We start from the raw sequence: 21,868 nt of genomic DNA on the forward strand, positions 1-21,868 counted from the left end.
AGATAATCGCACTTTACAAGTGGCTTAGCTCAAACTAAGCCACTTTTTTATATCTCCACACAGCCAAACTTAGCATGACAACCGCATAAACGCCTAATGAAAAAAACTCTTTACTGATATCCTGGAATCCCGAGCCTTTCAACATGACCATCCTGATAACCCGCATAAAATATGCAAATGGATTAATGATATTAACCTGTTGAGCCCATTGCGGCATACTTTCAGAAGGAGTAAAAATCCCACTCATCAAAATGAATGTGATCATAAAAAAGAATGATAGAAACATAACCTGCTGTTGCGTGGATGAAACAGTCGAAATGAATAAACCTATACCCATTATGGCAAGCAAATACAGTGACGCAAAACCGAAAAGAAGTAAGAGATTTCCTAGTATTGGGATGTTGAAAAGTATTTTACCCACTGCTAAGCCAAAAGCAAGCTCAAAAAGAGCGATAATCCAGAATGGAAGCAATTTGCCTATAATAAACTGGTATTTCCTGATAGGCGTCACATTAATCTGTTCAATAGTTCCCATCTCTTTTTCCCTTACCAAATTGAGTGAAGATAAAAACATACCGATGATTGTCACAAGTATGACCAGTATTCCGGGTAACATGTATACTTTATAATTCAGATCGGGATTATACCAGAATGACCTGGTAAGAGAAATGGTTACAGGCATATCTGATGCAGATGAGGAAATTGATCCGGTTAACAGGCTACTGTTAAAGTCAGAAATAATCGAGTTCGAATAGGCAAAAATGATTCCGGCAGCAGCCCCATTAATGGCGCTAATTAATAGCTGGACATCTGCATGATTATCTCTGTACAACTTTTGTTCAAAACCATGAGGGATCTGAAGAATCACATCAACTTCATCTCTTTTCAGTTCATTTTCGGCTTCATTAAGAGCGAAAGATCCGCTCTTGATAAAATAAAATGGTGATCCCTCAAATTTGCTTACCAGCTCTCTTGAAATGGATGAAAGATCATTATCAATGACATACATCTCTATGTGCTTCATTTCCATAGTGGCAGCATTAACCAGAATCACAAGTTGAATGATGGGAACGACAAAAATGACCGGCAACATCATCCGGTTACGGAAGATCTGTATAAATTCTTTTTGAATGATAAATAATATGGTCCTCATAACTGTACCGAAAACAATTGTGTATTATGGGATATATTAATGTAATAAACCAGCGTCACTTGCAACATGAAACCTGCAACTTCTCATTCCAATCTTACCTTAAACTTTCTGACAGAAATAGCAATAAAAATCACTGTCATTCCCGTCAGAATTAAAATTTCCCTCCATATAAATAAAAATCCCGTACCCTTCAGCATGATGTGTTTTATGGCTGTAACATACCATCTGGCCGGCATGATATAGCTTAGCCATTGTAAAATCTTTGGCATATTTTCTATCGGAAAAATAAAACCAGATAATAGAATGGTCGGTAGCATTAGGGATAGCATGGAAATAAACATGGCTGACTGCTGTGTGCTGGTTAATGTTGAGATCATTATCCCAGTCGACAATGCCATCATTATGTAAAGCATGCTCACACCAAACAATAGTGCCACACTCCCCTGTACCGGTACTTTAAACACGAAGTATCCAAGCATAATGATCACAATAACATTGATAAACGATAAGATAAAATACGGGGTTACCTTACCCAGAACTACCTGAATGGGCTTTATCGGTGAGACCAGCAACACTTCCATGCTCCCATACTCCTTTTCCCTGGTAATAGAAATAGAAGTCATCAGGGCTGAAACCAGCATAAGAATCAATGCCATTATCCCGGGTATAAACATATAAACCCCCTTTAATTCATCATTATATAACATGCGAACCTTGGGGATTATTTGCATCGGTAATTCGCGGTCCTGGTTAATTTCCCGTATAAAATCACGAATGATGGCTGATGTGTAATTAACTATCAGGTTAGCCGTGTTAGCGTCTGAGGCATCAGCTATCAGCTGCATGGATGCTGATTTCTCTTTCTGAAGCTTTATTGAAAATTCAGGCTCAAAGATGACCACCTCTTTAACTTTGCCTTGTTTAAAAGCTTTTTCTACCTCATCGACGCTGCTAAGGTTGTTCTGTAATAAAAAATAACCCGAAGAAAGAATCTTGCTGGTGATACGACTGGTTATTTCATCCTTTGATAGATCCAGGATAGCAATCTTTACATCTTTGATTTCGTTCGTAATAACGTATCCAAAAATCAGAATCTGAGCAATCGGAATTCCAAATAGAACAATTAAAGTTCTGACGTCCCTTAAAATATGGAAAAACTCTTTTATTACAAATCCCCTGAACCGTTTCATCGATAGTTCATTTAATTCCTGGCTAATCTTAAGAAGACTTCCTCCATTGACCTGACTCCATAAAGTCTTTTTAGATTCTTAGGTGTATCGATGGCTTTAATTCGACCTTCGGCCATTATAGATACACGTTCACAATATTCGGCTTCATCCATATAATGTGTTGTTACAAAAACCGTTATCCCCGATTTTGCCGTTTCATAAATCATTTCCCAGAACTGTCTTCTGGACAATGGATCCACACCAGCAGTAGGTTCATCCAAAAAAACAACCTGCGGTTCATGCATTATGGCAACAGAAAATGCCAGCTTCTGTTTCCAGCCGAGTGGAAGAGTCCTGATGAGCCTGTCTTTGTATGATAATAGGTCTAATCTCTCTAGTAATAATTCCGTTTTCTCCCTGATCTGTTTTTTTGGCATACTATAAATACCCCCATAGAACCGAAAATTTTCTCCAACAGTAAGATCTTCATAAAGAGAAAACTTCTGGCTCATATACCCTACATTCCTTTTCACAGCATTGGGATTCTCAGATACACTGTAACCTGCCACCTTAACGTAGCCGGAAGTGGGTGACGAAAGCCCGCATAAAATTCTAATAGCTGTAGTTTTCCCGGCACCATTCGCACCCAGAAATCCGAATATCTCTCCCTTCAGCACTTCAAAAGTCAACTTGTCATTGGCTGTGAAATCTCCAAATTTTTTTACCAAATTCCTGACTTCGATGATATTAACCATATTTGCCATAAATCACCGGTTTATTTTTGCATAAGAGCCATAAAACAATCTTCTATATCTGGCTCAATAGATTGAATCGATACCTGATGATGCCCTCTGGAAATTAAAAAATCTTCCACTTTCCGCGGATCAAGTGTTTTATTGTGAGTGGCGAAATGAACTTGATCGCCAAAAGGAAAGGCTATTTCAATTTCAGGATACGTTCTCAGATCATGTAAAAGTTGATAGGAATTGTCAGTTTTGACTCCGAATAATGCCCTGTCATAATTATGGATGATACCTTCGGGGCTGTCAAGTTGAAGGATCCTGCCAGCCTGCATCAGGACTACCCGGTCACAGCGGGCAGCTTCATCCATATAAGGGGTTGAAACCAGAATTGTTATTTCTTTTTCTTTCAGCCGTTTTAACATTTCCCAGAATTCAATCCTCGACACAGCATCCACACCCGTGGTCGGTTCATCCAATATCAATAATAAAGGCCTGTGAATCAAAGCACAGGACAAGGCGAGCTTTTGTTTCATCCCACCTGATAATTTCCCGGATAATCGGGTCCTAAATGGCTCTAAATGGACATAAATGTCCCTGATAAGATCATAATTTTCAACGACTGAAGTACCAAAGATGGTGGCATAAAATTGCAGATTCTCTTCTACCGTCAGATCATGATAGAGTGAAAATCTTCCAGGCATATAACCGATTATACTGCGTATCTTTTTATATTCTTTCACAACATCATACCCCTCGATAGTCGCAGATCCTTTATCTGGAAGAAGCAATGTGGACAGTATCCTTATAAGCGTTGTTTTTCCAGCACCATCCGGCCCAATTATACCAAAAATCTCTCCCTTCGGAATCGTAAAAGTGATGTCTTCAATGGCTTTAACGCTGCCATAATATTTACCTAAAACCTCAGCAGTGACAGCAGCCTTGCTCATATATTATGATAATCATTTACAGCTTTGTCCGGGCCCATTCAGTTGTCCTTCCCAATCCCATCCAGGCACGGCCAATATATCCCCGGATATAAAGCAGATCGGGATTCTTAATAGTGATAATGCATTTGTAAGTTTTTCCGTTGTTTGGGTCATAGATGGTGCCATCCTCCCACTTGTCTGCACCATAATAAACAAAATTCTTCAGTAATTCTAATCCCATAACCGGCCTGTTCTGGAAACTTACTTCCGGATTTTTATCATCTACCTTGGGCTTACCATTTTCTTCGTTAGGCTCTTTCAACCACACAATTTTTCCGAAATACTTATCCCCATTTCTGAAAATCTCCACTATGGCATCTTTCTCTTCATTTAACCAAAGTCCTTTAACATCATCAGTCTTATAGGTCTGTGCCTGAACCTGTTGGTAATTCATCATTATTCCGGGAACAATAATCATTAATAACAGTACTTTTTTTCTCATAATTTTTCGTTTTGAATTTATGACTTGTTTGAACGAAGATATTAAAAATTAATCTCACCAGGCATACCAATTTTTAATGTTCCATCATTTTGTACCAAAATTTTAACAGCATACACTAATTTTACACGTTCTTCTTTTGTCTGAATGATCTTTGGAGTGAATTCAGCCTGCTGCGAGATCCAGCTGACAGTTCCATTAAGTTTCTGATTGCTCTTTTCATTTTTGTCAACTAATACATCAACTGAATTCCCGAGGTTGACATGTGGTAGCTGGGCTCCACTGATGTATACCCTTAACTCCAGCGTATCGAGGTTAGCAATTTTATAGAGTGGTTTGCCTATCGTGGCAATTTCATTACATTCAACATATTTTGTAAGTACTGTACCTCTCATAGGATTAACCAGATAACATTTTCGGATATTCTCGTTGACCTGTGCAATCTGTGCCTCAATGGTTGCTGCTTCATCTCTTATACCGGTTATCTGAGTATGTAACAGATTGGTTTGCTTATCAACCAAACTTAAGGATCCGTTAATGTCATCAAGCTGCTTGGTTGTAGCTGCACCGTCCTTCAGCAAGTTTTCTATGCGTCTCTTTTCGACAAGGATATTTTCCTTCTGCTGTTTCTGTATATCTATTTGTGCCTCAGTAATCCTTATCTTCGAAATGACCGCATTCCGGCTGACATACAGTTGATCCCGCCTTAAGGAAAGATCCACAGTATCAATCAGTCCAATGTTAACCCCTGCCTGAAGCTCTTCGCCCTCCTCAATGATAAACTTTAAAATCCTGCCCTGTGCTTCAGAAGAAATGATAACTTCCCTGGCCTCAAAATTACCATAAGCGTCCGACCGGTTTTTGTCAACAGAACATGCAGTTAACAATAAAAAGAGTACTGAAAAAAACCATTTTGCTTTCATATCAAAACGTTTTTTAATCTTTTGTTGAAACTAAAATTTACCTTGTGAAGATAAATAATTGATCCTGGCTTTGATAAGAAATATTTTATGAACTTCCTTATTTAGCCTGGCTTGAGATTCAGCATTCAGATAAGTCAGGTAATCTGCAGCCGTTATTACACCATTATCCAGCTGCGAAGAACCCGCTTGGCTTATATTTGATCTCAGTTTAATAATTGTATCATCCTGTTTTATTAATTCTTCATATTTAAGAATATTTCCTCTGCATCTTTCGAGTGCCACACTGAGGTTCTTCTCAAACGTCTCTTTTTGAGTGTCAATAATATCATGTTGAATGCCAAGAATTTGCCTTTCATTCCTGGTTTGATTCCAATCCCATACATTCCAGGAGAGCCTCACCCCGAAGATGTAAAACGGATCAAAGGTGTTTGATAACATATTCAGTCCCGGTCTTCCGATACCAGCCTGACCAAATCCTAAAAACCGGGGTCTGTCCTTTGTTGAAATTACTCCTTCCATCGCTTTGAGACGATCTTGCTGCAGGCTAAGTAACGAATATTCCGGCCTGCTGATTTCATATTCATAAGGATCAATTGATATATCAGAAAGCACCAAAAATGCATCATCTTGAATTTCCAGACCTGTGAGATCCCTGAGCATTTTTATACTGGATTGTATATCTGCCTTGATTTCAATTATTTGCTGGTCTATTTTAATTATCTCCGCTTTAAGAATATCTGCTTCTGATGATAGCAACATCCCATTTCTGACTCCAGACTCTACACGCTCAAGTTTTGAATTAATGTCTTTTTTTATAACCTGGATAATCTTGTAGTTCTCCTGCAAAACAAGAATGCCAAAATAGATATCATCTACTCTTTCCCTCAGATTATACAACTCAACTGCTATACCCTGCTTATCCATATTATGATTCGTGATTTCAACGTCTTTCTGCCTGGACGTTGTACCACCATCATAGATGACCTGACTGATATCGAGTGTGAGTTTATACCAATCCTTGCTGACGGGTGCAGGAGCGATGTCAGCACTGGAGAAAAAAGGATTAGGTGGAATATTCATTTCAACCATTGTTACTTCCGACTGATATGATATCTGGCCGTTAATGTTCAGGTGGGGATAGTATGTGGCCGCCAGATTCTTCTGCTTATATGCAAGAGCATCATCCATCAAATCATTCTGCTTGACGACAGGATAATTTTTTTCAGCCTGTTCACGGCATAATTTCAGGGTTATTGTATCTAACTCCTGACTATGCGCATGATAAAAAATCAGGATAACTGCGATGAATAATACTTTTTTCATCGAACCATAATTGAATTAATAATAAATGCAGGTATCTCCCTCTTTCTTTCCTCAAGAAACCTATCGAAGTCATCACCATAATCCGTTAAAATCGTTTTCTGTAAGATTTGCCGGGCAACAAATGGAAAAACGCACATGCTGAAAAGATTGACAAGAAAATGATGTGGGCTAATTGGCCTAATATTTCCCTTAATAATCTCATCCTCAATAAGATCAATCATCCCGTCGTACGCCAATCCCAACTCCTTCAATAAAATAATCACATGTTCCGGATTTACGTTCAGTTCGTGAATAATAAACTGGGGTATATGTGGATTTTCATTCAGCATGTTAAGGTAAAAATGAACAAAAGCTTCAATTTTTTTAGGAAAGTCTTCATCTGAGAAAATAATCTCACCAGCCCGTGGTATAAATCTGATGAATGCCTCGCGAAAAATAGCATCAAATAAACGGTCTTTGCTCCGGAAATAATAATGCAATAATGCCTTATTAATGCCAGCTTCAATGGCTATCTCCTGCAAGGTTGAACCAGCATATCCTTTTCTGATGAATACCTTCCTGGCAGCCTCAAGGATCAATTTTTCCGTATTCCGTCTTTCTATTACAGCCATTTTAATTAAACATATAGTTTAATTAATAAGTTTAACTTTATAATTTAATTAACAAGTTTAATCATTTGGTCAAAAATAGAATACTTTTTTGATAATACCAAATAGCTATCTGTTTTTTTTTTAAAATTGTGAAAATTTATACCCCAAAATAACATGAAGCTGCCATTTTTAAGCATTTCTTTGCTTATTATACCCTTTCTGGCTTTAAGTCAACAGCCTTTTACTATCACAGTTGACGTAAAGGCTTTTCCAGGTGATAAAGTTACGCTGGCGTCTTTTTATGGTGAATTTATTAAGCCTGTTGATTCTATTTTTATAGAAAAAGGAGTGACTATAACTTTTAATTTGCCTTCTTCTGCACCATCGGGTTATTACCGTATCATCCTTGCAAAGGATCATAATATTGATTTTATTTTCAATCATGAGAATGTCCGTTTTTCAACCACTTATGACTATTTACTGGATAGTCTGGTCGTCATCTCTTCTATAGAAAACCGCCTTTATTATAACTTCCTTTCATTCATGAAAAAAAATCAGTTAAAAATTGATTTGCTGGGCACAGTAGTATATTATTATCCTATAGATGATACTTTTTATCAGCAACTTTGCCTGCAATATCAGAAAAATCAAGGTAAAAGAACCTCTTATATCGATAGCATCAACCAAAATTATCCCTCCTCTTATGCTGCCAGAGTGATTAAAACTCAAAATCGGCCATATTTGGATTGTATCATGTCAGAAAATGATAGGCTTGAATATATAAAAACCCATTTCTGGGAGAACATTGATATGACAGATACTATGTTGTTGCGCAGTAATGTTTTTCCAAACCTCTGTATTGAATATCTGTCGCTTTTCGGAAACAGCCAATTCAGCCAGGAGCAACTTGAAGACGCATTTATTCAGGCTGTAAACAATATTCTGGCTGCATCCATTAAAAATGATAAAATTTATAGCTTTATGCTGGAATATCTCTTAAAGGGCTTTGAAAAATATCATTTCGAAAAAGTGATTAATCATATTGCCACCAATTATGTATCAACAGAAAAATGCGAAAATGAGAGCATCGATGGCGAGTTATTGCGTCGTCTGGAAAACTATCAAAAGCTGGCAATAGGAAAATCAGCTCCGTTAATCTCACTGAATGACGATAATAATAAACCTATCGATTTGTTGAAAATCAATTCCCAATATATTTTGGTTCTTTTCTGGGCCAGCTGGTGCCCACATTGTACAACACTACTGCCGAAATTAAAAGAGCTTTATGATAAAAAAACGTACAATCTCGAAATTGTTGCTATCTCCGTCGATAAAGACGAGAAAGAATATAAAACTGCTCTTGAAAAGGGACAGTATCCATGGATCACCGGTTCTGAGTTGAAAGGTTGGAATGGCAAAACAGCCGTGGATTACAATATATATGCTACTCCGACCATGTTCCTTCTCGACAAGAATAAAATTATTATTGCTAAACCTATAACTTATCAGGAATTGCTGAACGTATTAGAAGGCCAATAATGTAGAGGAGGGATATTTCGCTTGCAGCAACCATCAATCCGTAAATTGAACGGTATGTATAATAGATTCCACCTTCAATATTAATGGGGCCTTATCACCACCAGGAGAATAAACATATCCTTCTAAAGTAATAATACGTGTACGTTTTCTGTTAACTGTTGTATAACTGATAAAAGGCCCGCCCATATACTCCCCTTTTGTTTCCCATAAGCCTCTGGTTTCTATTGCAAAATGACCATTCAGAATCACCCTTTTAAATTCAGGGAAGACCGGATCGATAGAAGTAGACATGTAGGAACCTTCACGTGGACCAGGAATATGGCTGCGCATAACAGAATCTCTCATTTGGATGATATAATCAGGATTAAATTGGTTTGTGTCAGAATAATTTTCGTAGTATATACAAATACCCTCACCAAGAGTCTTTGTTTCATTTCGTAACCATATAAAATTTTTATCCTCAATAGCAACATAATAACCGAAAGGAATGCTCATTGAGACATTAAAGTCCTCTTTTAAAAGTGCATCAATCGATGGTTGTAAGTTTATTGAATTAGCTTTAATTGTCCGTTGAATCTCAATATCTTTAAATATCTGCAGGTATTTATCCTTGTCTTTCGAAAATTCAGTAAAGAAGGCTTCTTTAGAGGGAGCCGAAATCCTGATCACACACTGAGGACTTGACCAAAGATCTTTATTTATTTCTATGACGGATTGGGTGAGATTTTTATCTATTGTCACAATAAAAATATTGTGGAGCACCTTTAACATGTCACTAAATACCGAAAATTCTACGTTTTTTAAGTTAAAAACAGGTTCGGGCTGAGGAAGTGTTGTAATTAATTGACCAAAATAGGTCCTAATTGTATCACCTATGGGACCATCCCACTGTTCATTATTATCAGTGATAACCAGTAACTCCAAAGCTGCTCCTGAAGAATCCGGTTTAATGTTTTCTTTCATCTTGCAGGATGCTGTAAGAAGCATAAACAGTAAAATGCTTCCAATATAGACAACGAATGCTCTCATGGCTAATAATATTGATGGTGGAAAAAGGATTGAATTATTCAATAAAATAATAAAAGGTTAACTAATCCTGGCAATTTTTATCTTCTGACCAGGCTTTAAGCGTCTGGTATTCGTAATATTATTAAGTTTTATAATCTGTTCCACCGATGTTCCTTCATAAAGATGAGAAATATCCCAGAGCGTTTCACCTGGTTGAATGATGTGGTAAATGTATTCTGTTGTAGGATTTACCGCATTTTCTGATTGCTCCTCCCTGCTTGATTCGGCAACCGCAACTGATGAGGATACATTTAACGAATCAGTAAGTTTCAAGACTTGGGTTGGATATATGATATTGTTTTTTAAATTGTTCCACTTTATGAGATCATCAACGGAACATCCATAACGAGCAGAAATTGTCCCTAAAGTCTCACCTGACTGAACAATATGGGTATTATTTTGTCCTTCGCTTTGCTCACTGTCAGAACTGTTCAAAACTGGTGACCCTTCTGATTTAACATGAGTTGCAGGGCGGATACCGGCAACAGACACCGGATGGTAAACGATCAGCCGTTGGCCCTGATATATCATATTCCCCTTTAGATTGTTCCACCGCTTGAGATCGCTAACCTGGCAATGGTATTTTTGGGCAATAATACCCAGGTTTTCGCCACTTTTCACTGTATGATACTTTTGTTCCTTGATCTGTTTGATCTGAGCCAGTAATTTATCACGATCGATACCTTTCTGTGTCTTATATAAATATAATGCTTGCTCATTATTTATAAAGTCCCCGATATATTCTTTCGGTAAACGCAGGGTATATGTTTCATTGTTTATTGAAGGAAACACACCTGTCTTAAAGGCAGGATTTAAAAAGTACAGATCCTCCAAAGGCACATTCAGCATCTCTGAAATTTGCTCAAATGAAAGAACTTCATGCACGGTTACTGTATCTATTCCATTATAAAGAATTCCAGGGTGGGCAGGATAAAGGTTATGTTCAGGAGCAAAATTCATAATGTAGTAAACCGCAATAAAGGCTGGCACGTAGCCTCTGGTTTCTCTGGGTAAAAAGGGTTGGATAGCCCAGTAATTCATGACATTACCAGCCCGACGGATAGCTTTATTTACATTCCCGGCACCAGCATTATATGCGGCCATGACCAGAAACCAGTCACCATAAATCTCATATAGATCGCATAAATGCTCACATGCTGCGATGGTCGACTTGTATGGATCAAACCTTTCATCAACATAAGAAGTAACTTTTAAATTATAAAGTTTCCCCGTATTGTACATAAACTGCCATAATCCCTTAGCCCCAACCCGTGATCCTGCTGTGGGATTCAGAGCGGACTCAACAACAGCCAGATATTTAAGCTCAAGAGGCAAATTAAACCGGTCCAGCTGCTCTTCAAATAAGGGGAAATATATCTCAGCCAAACCCAGCACTCTTGAGGTCAGTTGACGCTTCTGAACAGCATACAGATTGATAAATTGCCGGACATCCTGGTTAAAAGTAAGGTCAATGGGCGTGATTTTGTCTAACCATGCGATACGGGCATCATATACCGAGTCAGAATAAGTAGGCATGGTATCAAATGGGAATTGGTAAACATTCAGAAAAGATGTATCGCTATTAAAGTAATACCCCCTGAAATATTTGATCTGTATCAGACTGTCGAGCATACCAACAATAGGTGAATCAGAAACAATATTGCATTTGGCTAAAGGAAGAGTATCCGCTTGGGTGCCCGAAATATTATTTATTTGAACCGAATCACCCGATTTTCTTGGCAGATAAATCTCTATAGATGCATCGGATAAACAGGGGTGGATAATCCCCTCTAAAAATAGGATAACTAAAGTTATAACAACGAATTTTATACGAAGATTCATGTACGGATTGTTCAATGATGGCTTCAGGAAATCCTGAAAAAAACAGATACGATCCCTTAATATGCCCCAAAAATTGCGTTTGTTTTATTCCTTTTTAATGTCTTCTTTACCTTTCGTTTTTTCTTCATCCTCTCCACTCATTCCTTCCTTAAAAGATCTTACACCTTTCCCTAAACCTTTCATTAATTCAGGAATTTTTCTGCCACCAAAAAGCAATAAAACAACCAGCACTATCAGAACGATTTCCCATGGGCCAATAATCCCAAGAATAACTAATGGATCCATTTAATTATTGTTAGATGATTTTAATCAGAACACAAAAATATAAAATAATATCCACACAGTATCATTTAGGTTCGGCGATCCAATCCAGTGGATTCTGTAAGATTTTTCCTTTCCATAATTCAAAATGAAGTTCAGTTTTGGCCTTTTCATTATCTGTATGGATCAGTCCTATGCTTTGTTTGGTTTTTACTACATCTCCTTTAAGAACCGTCACTCCATCAAGGTTCGAATAGACTGAAAGATACTCACCATGTCTGATAATGACCACAGTAAAGTAATTTGGAACGGAGATGACCCGTGTGACTTCCCCTTCAAATATTGCTCTGGCATAAGAACCAGCATTGGTAATAATGTCAATACCATTATTTCTTACCTTCACACCGTTAAGAACCGGATGAGGATGTTCTCCAAAAGTATTGATAACAATACCTCTCTCAACAGGCCAAGGTAATTTGCCTTGGTTGGCTATAAAATTATCTGATATTAATCGCTCTTCTGGTGTTAATGCCAGGGCCTCTGCAGGTGCGGTTATTCCTTTTTCCCTTGCGACCTCTGCAGCCCTTCTGATCTCCTCAGCAATAATGGCCTCAATGGCTTTTTGAAGTTGTGTCGCTGCACGTTCTTTTTCCTTTAGTGATTTCTTCAACTCGGATTCCTTCAGATTCAGGCTCTGCACCATGTCGTTTTTCTCCTGTCGGGCTAAAACTATGTTTTGCTTCTCTACCTCCTTTTCAACCAACAGATCCTCTTTTTCTTTTTTTTGGACTTCCAATTGTGCAATTCTAAAAGCGATTTCAGCCTGGGCCCTAGCAATTAGCTCTCCCTGTGTGCGCCTGTATATACTGTATTGTTGAAGATACTTCAACCGCTGATATGCCTGGTTAAAGTCTTTGGAGGAAAACATAAACATCAGCTTATCATAAATTTTCCTGTTTTTAAATGCAAAATAAATCATTTTAGCATACTCATCCTTCAATGCATCAAGCTCACTGGTTAACCGTTGAATCTCAAAATTATCAATAGAAATCTGCTCATCTATAAATAGGATTTCATCAGTGATTGTTTGAATTAAATCCTCTCGCATTTTTATCTTACGTTCAAGAATAGCAAGCTCATTCAAAGAATTCTTTTTACCCTTTCTGGTCTCTTCAAGCAGGTCGTTCGTATATTCAATATCTCTCTCAATCTGTTGCTTTTGATTTTGAAGGGTAATTTTATCGGGCTGTTGGGCAGTAACAATAAGGTGTCCCAAAATAATAAGAAATATTACGGTAGCTGATTTTCGGAATGACAGTATAATGCTTTTTAGCTTTCTCACAATTAACTGCTTTTACAGTATCCTGATATATTTTGCCGGAATAGTGAATGGGAAATTCGTCGGTTCATCAATTGTAATCCTTGAATATTTAATGGTTAGGACCAACGATTTTTCTTCGGTTCTGATGTAAAAATCAAGCTGGGTTGGAAACTGTTGGTTGTTCACTTCTACAAAATCTGAATACAAAGCTTCAAACTTGCGGCTGCCCTCTAAAACTTCCCTTATTAAAACTCGGGTAATCTTAAAATTTTGAGGATCTAACCAAATATCCTGAAATGGGATAACGAGGTCGCCTTCTTGTTCTTTAATCATCTTTTTTAGCTTTTGCCTTTGCGCGGTCGATAACCTGTATTCCCTGTCATCAATAGAAGCTTTAAATTTCCCATCTTCATAAAACGAAAAATCATTCCCGGTAAAGAAGGCCTGAAGCATGTCAAAGTCAAGAGCATTATTGATCACCTGATTTACATAATGAAAATCACCCGTAAAAAACTGTGATTCAATACGGTTTAAATATTTGACAGAATCATTGGTAAAAAGCAATCGTATCATTTCTATACCCAAAGCCGGAGATACCGTTATCCAGATAAGGCTATCCTTTCTTATCCTAATCTGACCATTAAAATTTGTTTTTTTCTTATCAATGATATATTCAGCTGCGAACTTGGCAGAAAACCAACTATACCTGATCTCATTATTTTTAAGCTGGTTAAAAAGATAATCGGCACCTTCTTCTTTTATGGGAGCCCTGATGATCGTCTTTGAAGAAGAACAGGATAAAAGTAAAAATAAAAAAAATATCTGGGGGATGCCATACCAAATTAATAAATTGATATTCTTTCCTTTATCTCCTGTAATCATCATTTTCCCAAGGAAAAGTACTTATTCGTATAACATGCCATCCCTAAGCTTTTTTTCGAGTATGTCGGAACCTTTACCGGCTTGTTTTGCCTTTTCCCAATATTGCATGGCTTCTTCCTTCTTACCTAATTGATAGAGAATATCCCCATAGTGTTCCAGGATAATAGGATTGGGTTCCTTGCTGCTTTTTATGGCCTTGAATATCCATTCCTCTGCTTCATTAAGACGGCCCGATTTATATAATACCCATCCATAGGTATCTTCATTGGAGGAATTACCAGGATCAAGCCGGGTAGCCTTTTCAGCCATCTGTTCAGCTTTATGAAGACTTTCACCTCGTAATGATAAATAATAGGCATAATTATTTAAAACATAGGAATTATTGGGATCAAGACTAAGAGATTTTTCATAAGCTGCATCCGACGACTTATAATCTTTAATCTGGTAATAGGAATCACCGAGTTGCGCATAAAACTGGCCCATAAGTGGAGTATTGTCAATAATATATGAGGTCCCTTTTTCCAGTACACGAACAGCCTCCTCATAATTCTTAAGCTGATAATTGGCGACCCCATTAAAAAAATATCCCAATGGCTGATATGGAAAAAATTCTATGACACACCTGCTCTCTTTTTCCATGGCCTTATAATCAGTTAATTCAGCTTCAACTCTTAACAATCCTTCCCACACAAGATATTTGCTGCTATCCAGGGCTATAACATGATAGAAAGCTTCTCTTGCCTCCCGGTACTTATTATCCTGGACCAGAAAATCAGCATACATGGAATAAGCTTTGGGATCACAGGGATGTGCTTCAATCATGATTGTGGCAAGGGTCATCGCCTGACTCTTGAGATGATCATCATTTTCACTTCTGGAATAATAGGATAAAAGAATCTGGATTTTAGTGTCAATGTCCAAAAAAGGATTGGCAAAACCAAGTTCGAGTTCGTTGAAAGCCTTGTCTTGGTCACCCTTTTTTCTGTAATAATCAGACAGAGAAATATGAATATAGGGATCATCCGGAAATTTTTCAGAAATGGTCTTATAAATTTCAAATGCCTTTTCAGGCATTTTGTTCGACATATACAATTCGGCAAGAATGGCATAATAACGGCTCTCTTCAGGATCAGAAGTTATAAGTTTCTGAGCCTCAATAACAGCTTTATCAAAGTCATTTATCTGAAGGTAAATTTTTTGCTTCTGAATGGAGATATCCTCTACTACACCAATCTTTTCTTCTATGAAATCATATTCATCAATGGCATCTGCATATTTGCCAATGAGTATATAGCACACAGCCAACTGAAACCGGTATTCCAAATCGTTGGATTCACTTTTCACCAGGGCCTCATATATCTTTGCACACTCATCATATTCACCACTTTTCTGGTAAAGGTCTGCCAGCTGAATCTGGTACCATTTGTTATAGGAATTTAGAGTGTTGGCCTTCTCGGCGTAAACCAAGGCATCTGGTATTCTGTTCTGTAAAGTGAAAATATTTGCAAGTTCAAAATAAACTGCATCATTTTCTGGTTCCTCTATCAGGAGTTGATTGAATATTTGCACGGCGACATCATAATTACCCAATATTTCCTGTTTTTTAGCTTCAATGAACAATGCAGTATTTTCAAGTTCTTTCCTGTTTTGTAAACTATCCTGAGCCATTTTTTTAGCCTCGGATTTTGATGCCTTCCCCTGCGACAAGCCTGTCAGGGTCGATAAAACCAAAAGAAATAATATAATTAGTCTGATTCTCATAATAATCCTATTCAAATAATTTCTAGCCGGTACCCGTATGGCCAAATCCCCCTGCTCCACGCGAGGTATGGTGCAGCTCATCTACTTCAATCCACTCGGCACGCTCATATGATGAAATTATCAACTGGGCAATACGCTCGCCATCATTTATAATAAATTCCTCTTCTGATAAATTAATAAGAATGATCTTAATTTCACCCCTATAGTCGGCATCTATTGTTCCAGGTGTATTTAGTATGGTAATACCTTTCTTGATGGCTAATCCACTGCGGGGACGAATTTGTGCCTCAAAGCCAGTTGGCAACTCTATAAATAAACCCGTTGGAACAAGCACTCGTTCAATGGATTTTAATATAATCGGATGATCCAGATTAGCTCTGATGTCCATACCGGCTGACATCATAGTCTCATAAGCCGGTAAAGGATGCTTTGAATGATTTACAATCTTAATTGTCATCCATTCTTAGTTTTAATCCGCAAAAATACGATAAATATTCATCCCCTGATTATCGATAAATCCGCATGAAATTGCGCTTTTCAATTATAAATACCGTTACGAGGAATACCAGCATCAAAAATGAATTCACTATCAGGCGGATGATGGTGCTTTCAATTTTTAAAATTACACTCAAGCCATAAAGTGACAGGGCTAGTGTCATATAACCGAAAAAACTCCTCAAATCATAATTAATTGGATAATATCTCATCCCAAAAAAATAACAGGTCACCATCATAAATAAATAACAAATTAATGTGGCCCAGGCTGAGCCTTCATATCCAAACAACGGAATGAACAGAACATTCAAAATTATCGTAATAAAGGCTCCCACCAACGCAATTATGGCACCATAAAGTGTTCGGTTAGTAAGCTTATACCAAACCGACAGGTTATAAAAAACTCCAAGAAATAGATTTGCTAACAGTACGATCGGGACAATCTTCAAACCCGACCAGAAATCAGGGCCTATAAAATATTTAACAATATCAATATACATCATGACTACCATGAATATGATCAGACCCGATATCACAAAATACCTCATTACATCTGAATACACCTGTTGCGGATGATCTTTTTTAGCCTGAGCGAAAAAAAATGGTTCTGCTGCATACCGGAACATCTGAGTGAATAGGGTCATTAGCACAGCAAGTTTATAATTGGCTCCATAAATACCCACCTGAGTCAAGGCATATTTGACAGGATCGCTTGTCTCCGGAGGTATGTTGACAAGATATTTTAATAAAATTTTATCAGACACATCATTCACCATACCAGCTAATCCGACAATCAATAATGGAAAAGAATAAACCAGCATCTTCTTGAGTAAATCAAAATCAAAATATACCTTGATCCTGAACAACTCTGGAAATAATAATATCAATGTTATCAGACTGGCTATCAGGTTGGAAATAAATGCATAGCCAACGCCGATATCATCAGAATATATAAATCTGACGACAGACTCCGGATTATGTTTAAGCAGAATAGGACAAATAATTAAAAAGAAAAAATTCAAAATAATATTAACTAAAACATTAATAATCTTAATGATAGCAAAACGAAATGGCTTGTTCTCTTGACGGAGTTTAGCGAAAGGTATGGCAGTGAACGCATCAATACCGACGATAAAAGTGAAATATATGATGTACTCCTTGTTGGACGCGTAACGTATCAGGTTGGCAATTGGCTGGGCAAAAAACAAAACCACAACAATAAAAAGTGAGGTTGTAGTCAGTAATGAAACAAGAGCTGTGCTATATGCTTTTTTAGAATTGTTTTCACTCGAGGCATAACGAAAGTAAGCCGTTTCCATCCCATATGTCAGTAAAACCACTAAAAATGCTACATAAGCATACAATTCGGTTATTACTCCATATTGACCTTGTAAAAATACGCGGGTATAAAACGGGGTCAGTAAAAGGTAGTTAAGTAACCTGGGGACAATGGTTCCTGCCCCATAAATCATAGTCTGACCTGCTAACTGCTTTATTGGTTTCAAGAATGGTCAATTATAGACAAACTAACACAAAATTACGGATTTTATTGCGAGCCAAAGCCCTGTGGATATCTGATCGAAATACATATAATGGAATTAAATATGACTAACCGAAACCATCCTTTCACTGACGAACATTAGCCATCAGTCATTTGAATACTTTGGTAAATGGATATAAAAAGAGGTGCCGACTCCCTCTTGAGATTTAAACCATATTTGTCCTTGGATGCTTTCAATAATACTTTTCACAATAGCCAGACCAAGACCCATACCACCTGATTTAGTAGTAAAACTGGGCATAAAAATCTTATCTTTTTGATCATCAGGAATGCCAATCCCATTATCCTTTACTTCAAGATTATAAGCATTTACCGTACTAGTCAACCTGATTTCAATTCTTCCACTTTTGGACTCTTTTATTGCCTGTACCGAATTTTTGATCAAATTATTAAAAACGCGGAGTAGCTGCTTCCTGTCAGCAAAAACAACACATGGATCCATGACGTATGGATCACAAATTAAATGTACCGGTTGGATATCCTTGTATAAATCAATGGCATCCTGAATAACAGATGTTAATTCGACCTTTTCCAACTTTGTCTGTGGCATTTTAGCAAAGTCCGAAAACTCAGATGCAATGTCCGATAAATTATCGATTTGCTGTATGACTGTCTGTGAAAATCGTTTTAACCGTTCATCCCAGTCTGGCACACCTTCTTCCCATGCTTTCTGCAGGTATTGAACACTTAATTTCATTGGTGTCAGAGGATTTTTTATCTCATGAGCTACCTGCTTTGCCATTTCCCGCCATGCACTTTCCCGCTCCGATTTGGCAAGTAATTCAGCACTTTTAACCAGCTCATCGATCATGCGATTGTACTCTTCTACAAGATTGCCTATCTCATCTTTTCTGCTCCACTCAATTTTTTCATTGCCTTTTCCAAGCCTTAACCGGCCAATTTTATTGCTGATAACTTTCAATGGAAGAGTAACGTAATTAGCAATAAATAAGGTAATAAAAATGGTAATAACTGCAAGAAAAATATAAATATTGGTAAACGCTATAAGAAATATGGAAACCTCCTGTCTCAACTCCGTCTGCTTTGCAAAATAAGGAAGGTTAACATATGCAATGATTTTGTTTTGATTGTTCCGAAATGGAAGGTATGCTGATAAATACCTGTATCTGCCTATGTTCTCACTATGAATAAAAGAGGCCATTTTATTGAAAGTAAACTCATTATATACAACAGCATTCATCCTCGTAGAGAGTAATCCCTCTTTAAATATCTCTGGTCTTGATGATGCCAGCAAATAGCCCGCTGGATCATATAAATTAATATCCGAAAAGAAGACTATCGAAAACTTGGTCAGCAAAGATGCCAGATAATCCTGCATGTCAGGAGTTAATGATGATTCATTAGATAATTTATGTTCCACCTCAACAAGTACCGAATGTGTTTTCTCGTTAAGAATATCAAGGTTCTTTTTATCATTAAGATTAACGATATATAGCAATGAGGTCGCACCGATAAGGATGCAGGAAACAATAATAATTGACATAATTGCAATCTGAAGCCTGGTTTTGAAATCCAACTGCGGTCGTCTAAGGCTAAAAGAAGAATGCGTGATAAACATGAATATCAATACGTACAATCCAAAAAAAATCAACAGATACGAAAATGGAGCGACAATATCCAGAAAATGTGGATTTTCCATACTAATAATCAGCCAGGTTGAATGATTTGCTTTATAGGCCAAATGATTATATTCACTTTGCTTATAGGAAATAAACTCTTCTTCATTCTCCTTCAATTGAGGTAAAGGCAGAGTATATAAATATTTACCAACACTCTTTACTAAACAGCTATCAACATAGATGGCATATGAATAATTTGTGAGATCGGTAAAAATATAGGTCCTCCTATCCATAAGTAATTCAGGATATCCCAAGGCTTTAGGTACATATTTTGAATTTAATTCAATAAAAACATCAATTGGGTACAATGCGCCCGTGTAGTCTTCGCTAAAAGAAAGAAATGCTATATAGTTTACATCATTGGATCCCTTATTTAGATAATAAAGATGCGGATTGTCTGTTTGTTCCCCATCCTGGTTGATTTGATCAACAAAATACTGTCGACAATTAATTATAATATTATCTGGTTCAATCTCAAGATTTCTCCCCCTGTCACAAATCGTGACCTGAATGTTATAATTTGACCTGTAATCCTTTAAAAACTTTTGAACGATATAGTCGGTAATCTTATCCTCTTTACCTCGGTCCAGTAAGGCGGATGGAAGATTGCGAATCAGGGCTGTATCAGAATATATGGCCTTCTCGATTGAGGTGAATTTGTATTCGGTAATGTTATCTCTTTCTGCCGCTAACCGAACAGCCATCAATCTGCGCTGATTTAATTCTCTGATATGATTAAATTGATGGAGAAAATAAGTGCATATTATTGAAAAAAGAAATAAATAAAAGATAATACTATAAAATGATGTGACCTGTAGTCGCTTTTCTGACAAAAACCAAAATGATACTAACACTGCTAACAGAAAAATTGAATAGACTATGTCGTATCGACCAGTAATAAAATTGCACAGTAAACCATCTGTAATGAATACGAGAATAAGTAGACCAAAAAAAATAGAAATAGAAGACACATAAAAGTGAATGAAATCAGCTAATCGGTGAGTGAACAGAAAAAATGCAAGTAAAAGGGAGGCAATCACAATAAAACCAAGCAAACTTGATGATGATAAGCTGAATATGTTATTGAGATTAAACGAAATATTCGAGTCCAAAACCAAACCCTGAAAGAGGAAAACAATGAACCGAAATAATAATATTACTATTACCATGAGAATAAATGCTATGATATGCCTTATAAGTTTACTCTCTGGCTTTGTTATGTTACCTGTCCTGAGTGAGGTATTAAAAATGTATGCGATGATAAGTAAAATGAATGCATTAACGATTAAATCGCCGAAGGAAGGCAAGAAAACAGAAGATCCATAGTATAATGGGCTAAAAAGATCAGACTGATATAAAGAGATCGGGATTTTGAAATAAAATATGATAACTCTGATAATTAGAACATCCATGAAAAAAAATAAAAACATAAGAATCCTGCGCTTCAGAAAGAACTCTATTGCCAGATAGACCTGAAATATAAATGCTATCAAAAACAATAAACTAAGCAGATAAAGGGTAAATAGTATAAAGACCTGCCTATCAGTGATTATGGTGGTTTCAGGAAAACCCAATGAAAACAAATAGCTCTTATCTTTCGAATAGATCGGGTAAAGACCCTTTTCCTCCAGCACGTGCAACTCCTTACTAACTTTAAATTCCTTCTGGAATGAGTTAATCAGGTAATTATTCTGATAAGCAAAATCAGATTTGATGAGCATCAGTCCAACTAAAGCAAGGTCATTTTCTTTTTTATATATTATATCATACCAACCGTTTTGAAAATGGGTAAAGTGATTTCCTTTACTGATTTCAGTGTATACTTTCTCTGACGATACAGAATTATCCGACCATAATAGCAGGGAGTCTTTATTGTAAATTAAAATAATAAAACCCTCTTTTTTATAGGTCTTCTGATATCTCAGAAGATCCTGCATGCCGGCATCCCCCTTAGCTGATACGATAATTTTCAGTTGATCCAAAAGGGCAGTTAAAATAGTCTCCTTTTTATCCAATCTTTTCTGGAATTGCTTAGTAACAGTAATAGGTTTTCTTTTATCAAGAAAATAAAGATTTAAACTAATTGAAAGCACTAGAAAAAGCAACGTGAAGAAGGCAGCTAAAGTCCTATTGTTCAATTTTCCGATGGGCATAATCATATTCGGTTTTAGT

The 21,868-nt window shown here is 37.0% G+C and carries 18 protein-coding genes; 1 reads left to right on the forward strand and 17 read right to left on the reverse strand.

Annotation, left to right across the window (positions count from 1 at the left end; translation table 11 throughout):
* Positions 1-34: 34 nt before the first annotated feature.
* The 8 genes from NT175_08385 to NT175_08420 form a co-directional block, all read right to left on the reverse strand.
* On the reverse strand, positions 35-1,153 hold the full coding sequence (locus NT175_08385) for an ABC transporter permease (protein ID MCX6234726.1): 1,119 nt from the start codon (positions 1,151-1,153) through the stop codon (positions 35-37).
* Positions 1,154-1,236: 83 nt separating this feature from the next.
* Positions 1,237-2,343: an ABC transporter permease gene (locus NT175_08390; protein ID MCX6234727.1), complete on the reverse strand. Its 1,107-nt coding sequence runs from the start codon at positions 2,341-2,343 to the stop codon at positions 1,237-1,239.
* Between the two features lie 11 nt (positions 2,344-2,354).
* The gene (locus NT175_08395) at positions 2,355-3,086 is read right to left on the reverse strand and encodes an ABC transporter ATP-binding protein (protein MCX6234728.1); all 732 of its coding nucleotides are present in this window, start codon (positions 3,084-3,086) and stop codon (positions 2,355-2,357) included.
* 11 nt (positions 3,087-3,097) lie between these two features.
* Positions 3,098-4,012 carry an ABC transporter ATP-binding protein gene (locus tag NT175_08400; GenBank protein ID MCX6234729.1) on the reverse strand — a complete coding sequence of 305 codons (915 nt, stop codon included), beginning with the start codon at positions 4,010-4,012 and terminating at the stop codon, positions 3,098-3,100.
* A 16-nt stretch (positions 4,013-4,028) separates the two neighbouring features.
* Complete coding sequence (locus tag NT175_08405) at positions 4,029-4,493, reverse strand: DUF2147 domain-containing protein (GenBank protein ID MCX6234730.1); 465 nt, start codon at positions 4,491-4,493, stop codon at positions 4,029-4,031.
* Positions 4,494-4,534: 41 nt separating this feature from the next.
* Positions 4,535-5,413 carry an HlyD family efflux transporter periplasmic adaptor subunit gene (locus NT175_08410; protein MCX6234731.1) on the reverse strand — a complete coding sequence of 293 codons (879 nt, stop codon included), beginning with the start codon at positions 5,411-5,413 and terminating at the stop codon, positions 4,535-4,537.
* A gap of 30 nt (positions 5,414-5,443) precedes the next feature.
* Positions 5,444-6,736, reverse strand: coding sequence for a TolC family protein (locus NT175_08415; GenBank protein MCX6234732.1), 1,293 nt, complete (start codon positions 6,734-6,736; stop codon positions 5,444-5,446).
* The gene (locus tag NT175_08420) at positions 6,733-7,347 is read right to left on the reverse strand and encodes a helix-turn-helix domain containing protein (protein ID MCX6234733.1); all 615 of its coding nucleotides are present in this window, start codon (positions 7,345-7,347) and stop codon (positions 6,733-6,735) included. The genes NT175_08415 and NT175_08420 overlap by 4 nt, the downstream gene beginning before the upstream one ends.
* Positions 7,348-7,500: 153 nt before the next feature.
* Between NT175_08420 and NT175_08425 the strand changes: the two genes are divergently transcribed.
* The gene (locus tag NT175_08425) at positions 7,501-8,865 is read left to right on the forward strand and encodes a thioredoxin-like domain-containing protein (GenBank protein MCX6234734.1); all 1,365 of its coding nucleotides are present in this window, start codon (positions 7,501-7,503) and stop codon (positions 8,863-8,865) included.
* A 33-nt stretch (positions 8,866-8,898) separates the two neighbouring features.
* Here the strand turns inward: NT175_08425 and NT175_08430 are convergent, their stop codons facing one another.
* The 9 genes from NT175_08430 to NT175_08470 all read right to left on the reverse strand — a co-directional run bounded on the left by NT175_08430 (position 8,899) and on the right by NT175_08470 (position 21,849).
* Positions 8,899-9,894, reverse strand: a complete 996-nt coding sequence (locus NT175_08430; protein MCX6234735.1) for a DUF4837 family protein — start codon at positions 9,892-9,894, stop codon at positions 8,899-8,901.
* A gap of 57 nt (positions 9,895-9,951) precedes the next feature.
* A complete protein-coding gene (locus NT175_08435; GenBank protein ID MCX6234736.1) occupies positions 9,952-11,775 on the reverse strand; it encodes a LysM peptidoglycan-binding domain-containing protein in 1,824 nt (607 codons plus the stop codon).
* Positions 11,776-11,859: 84 nt separating this feature from the next.
* The gene (tatA, locus tag NT175_08440; protein MCX6234737.1) at positions 11,860-12,060 is read right to left on the reverse strand and encodes a twin-arginine translocase TatA/TatE family subunit; all 201 of its coding nucleotides are present in this window, start codon (positions 12,058-12,060) and stop codon (positions 11,860-11,862) included.
* A 61-nt stretch (positions 12,061-12,121) separates the two neighbouring features.
* Positions 12,122-13,378 (reverse strand): peptidoglycan DD-metalloendopeptidase family protein, encoded by a 1,257-nt coding sequence (locus NT175_08445; protein ID MCX6234738.1) that lies wholly within the window; start codon positions 13,376-13,378, stop codon positions 12,122-12,124.
* 12 nt (positions 13,379-13,390) lie between these two features.
* Positions 13,391-14,242: a DUF4292 domain-containing protein gene (locus NT175_08450; GenBank protein MCX6234739.1), complete on the reverse strand. Its 852-nt coding sequence runs from the start codon at positions 14,240-14,242 to the stop codon at positions 13,391-13,393.
* An 18-nt stretch (positions 14,243-14,260) separates the two neighbouring features.
* Positions 14,261-16,000: a tetratricopeptide repeat protein gene (locus NT175_08455; protein ID MCX6234740.1), complete on the reverse strand. Its 1,740-nt coding sequence runs from the start codon at positions 15,998-16,000 to the stop codon at positions 14,261-14,263.
* A gap of 22 nt (positions 16,001-16,022) precedes the next feature.
* Complete coding sequence (gene dut / locus NT175_08460; protein MCX6234741.1) at positions 16,023-16,457, reverse strand: dUTP diphosphatase; 435 nt, start codon at positions 16,455-16,457, stop codon at positions 16,023-16,025.
* A gap of 49 nt (positions 16,458-16,506) precedes the next feature.
* A complete protein-coding gene (locus NT175_08465; GenBank protein MCX6234742.1) occupies positions 16,507-18,000 on the reverse strand; it encodes a polysaccharide biosynthesis C-terminal domain-containing protein in 1,494 nt (497 codons plus the stop codon).
* 141 nt (positions 18,001-18,141) lie between these two features.
* The gene (locus NT175_08470) at positions 18,142-21,849 is read right to left on the reverse strand and encodes an ATP-binding protein (GenBank protein ID MCX6234743.1); all 3,708 of its coding nucleotides are present in this window, start codon (positions 21,847-21,849) and stop codon (positions 18,142-18,144) included.
* Positions 21,850-21,868: the final 19 nt, after the last annotated feature.

The organism is Bacteroidota bacterium (assembly GCA_026391695.1).
GTDB lineage: Bacteria > Bacteroidota > Bacteroidia > Bacteroidales > JAGONC01 > JAPLDP01.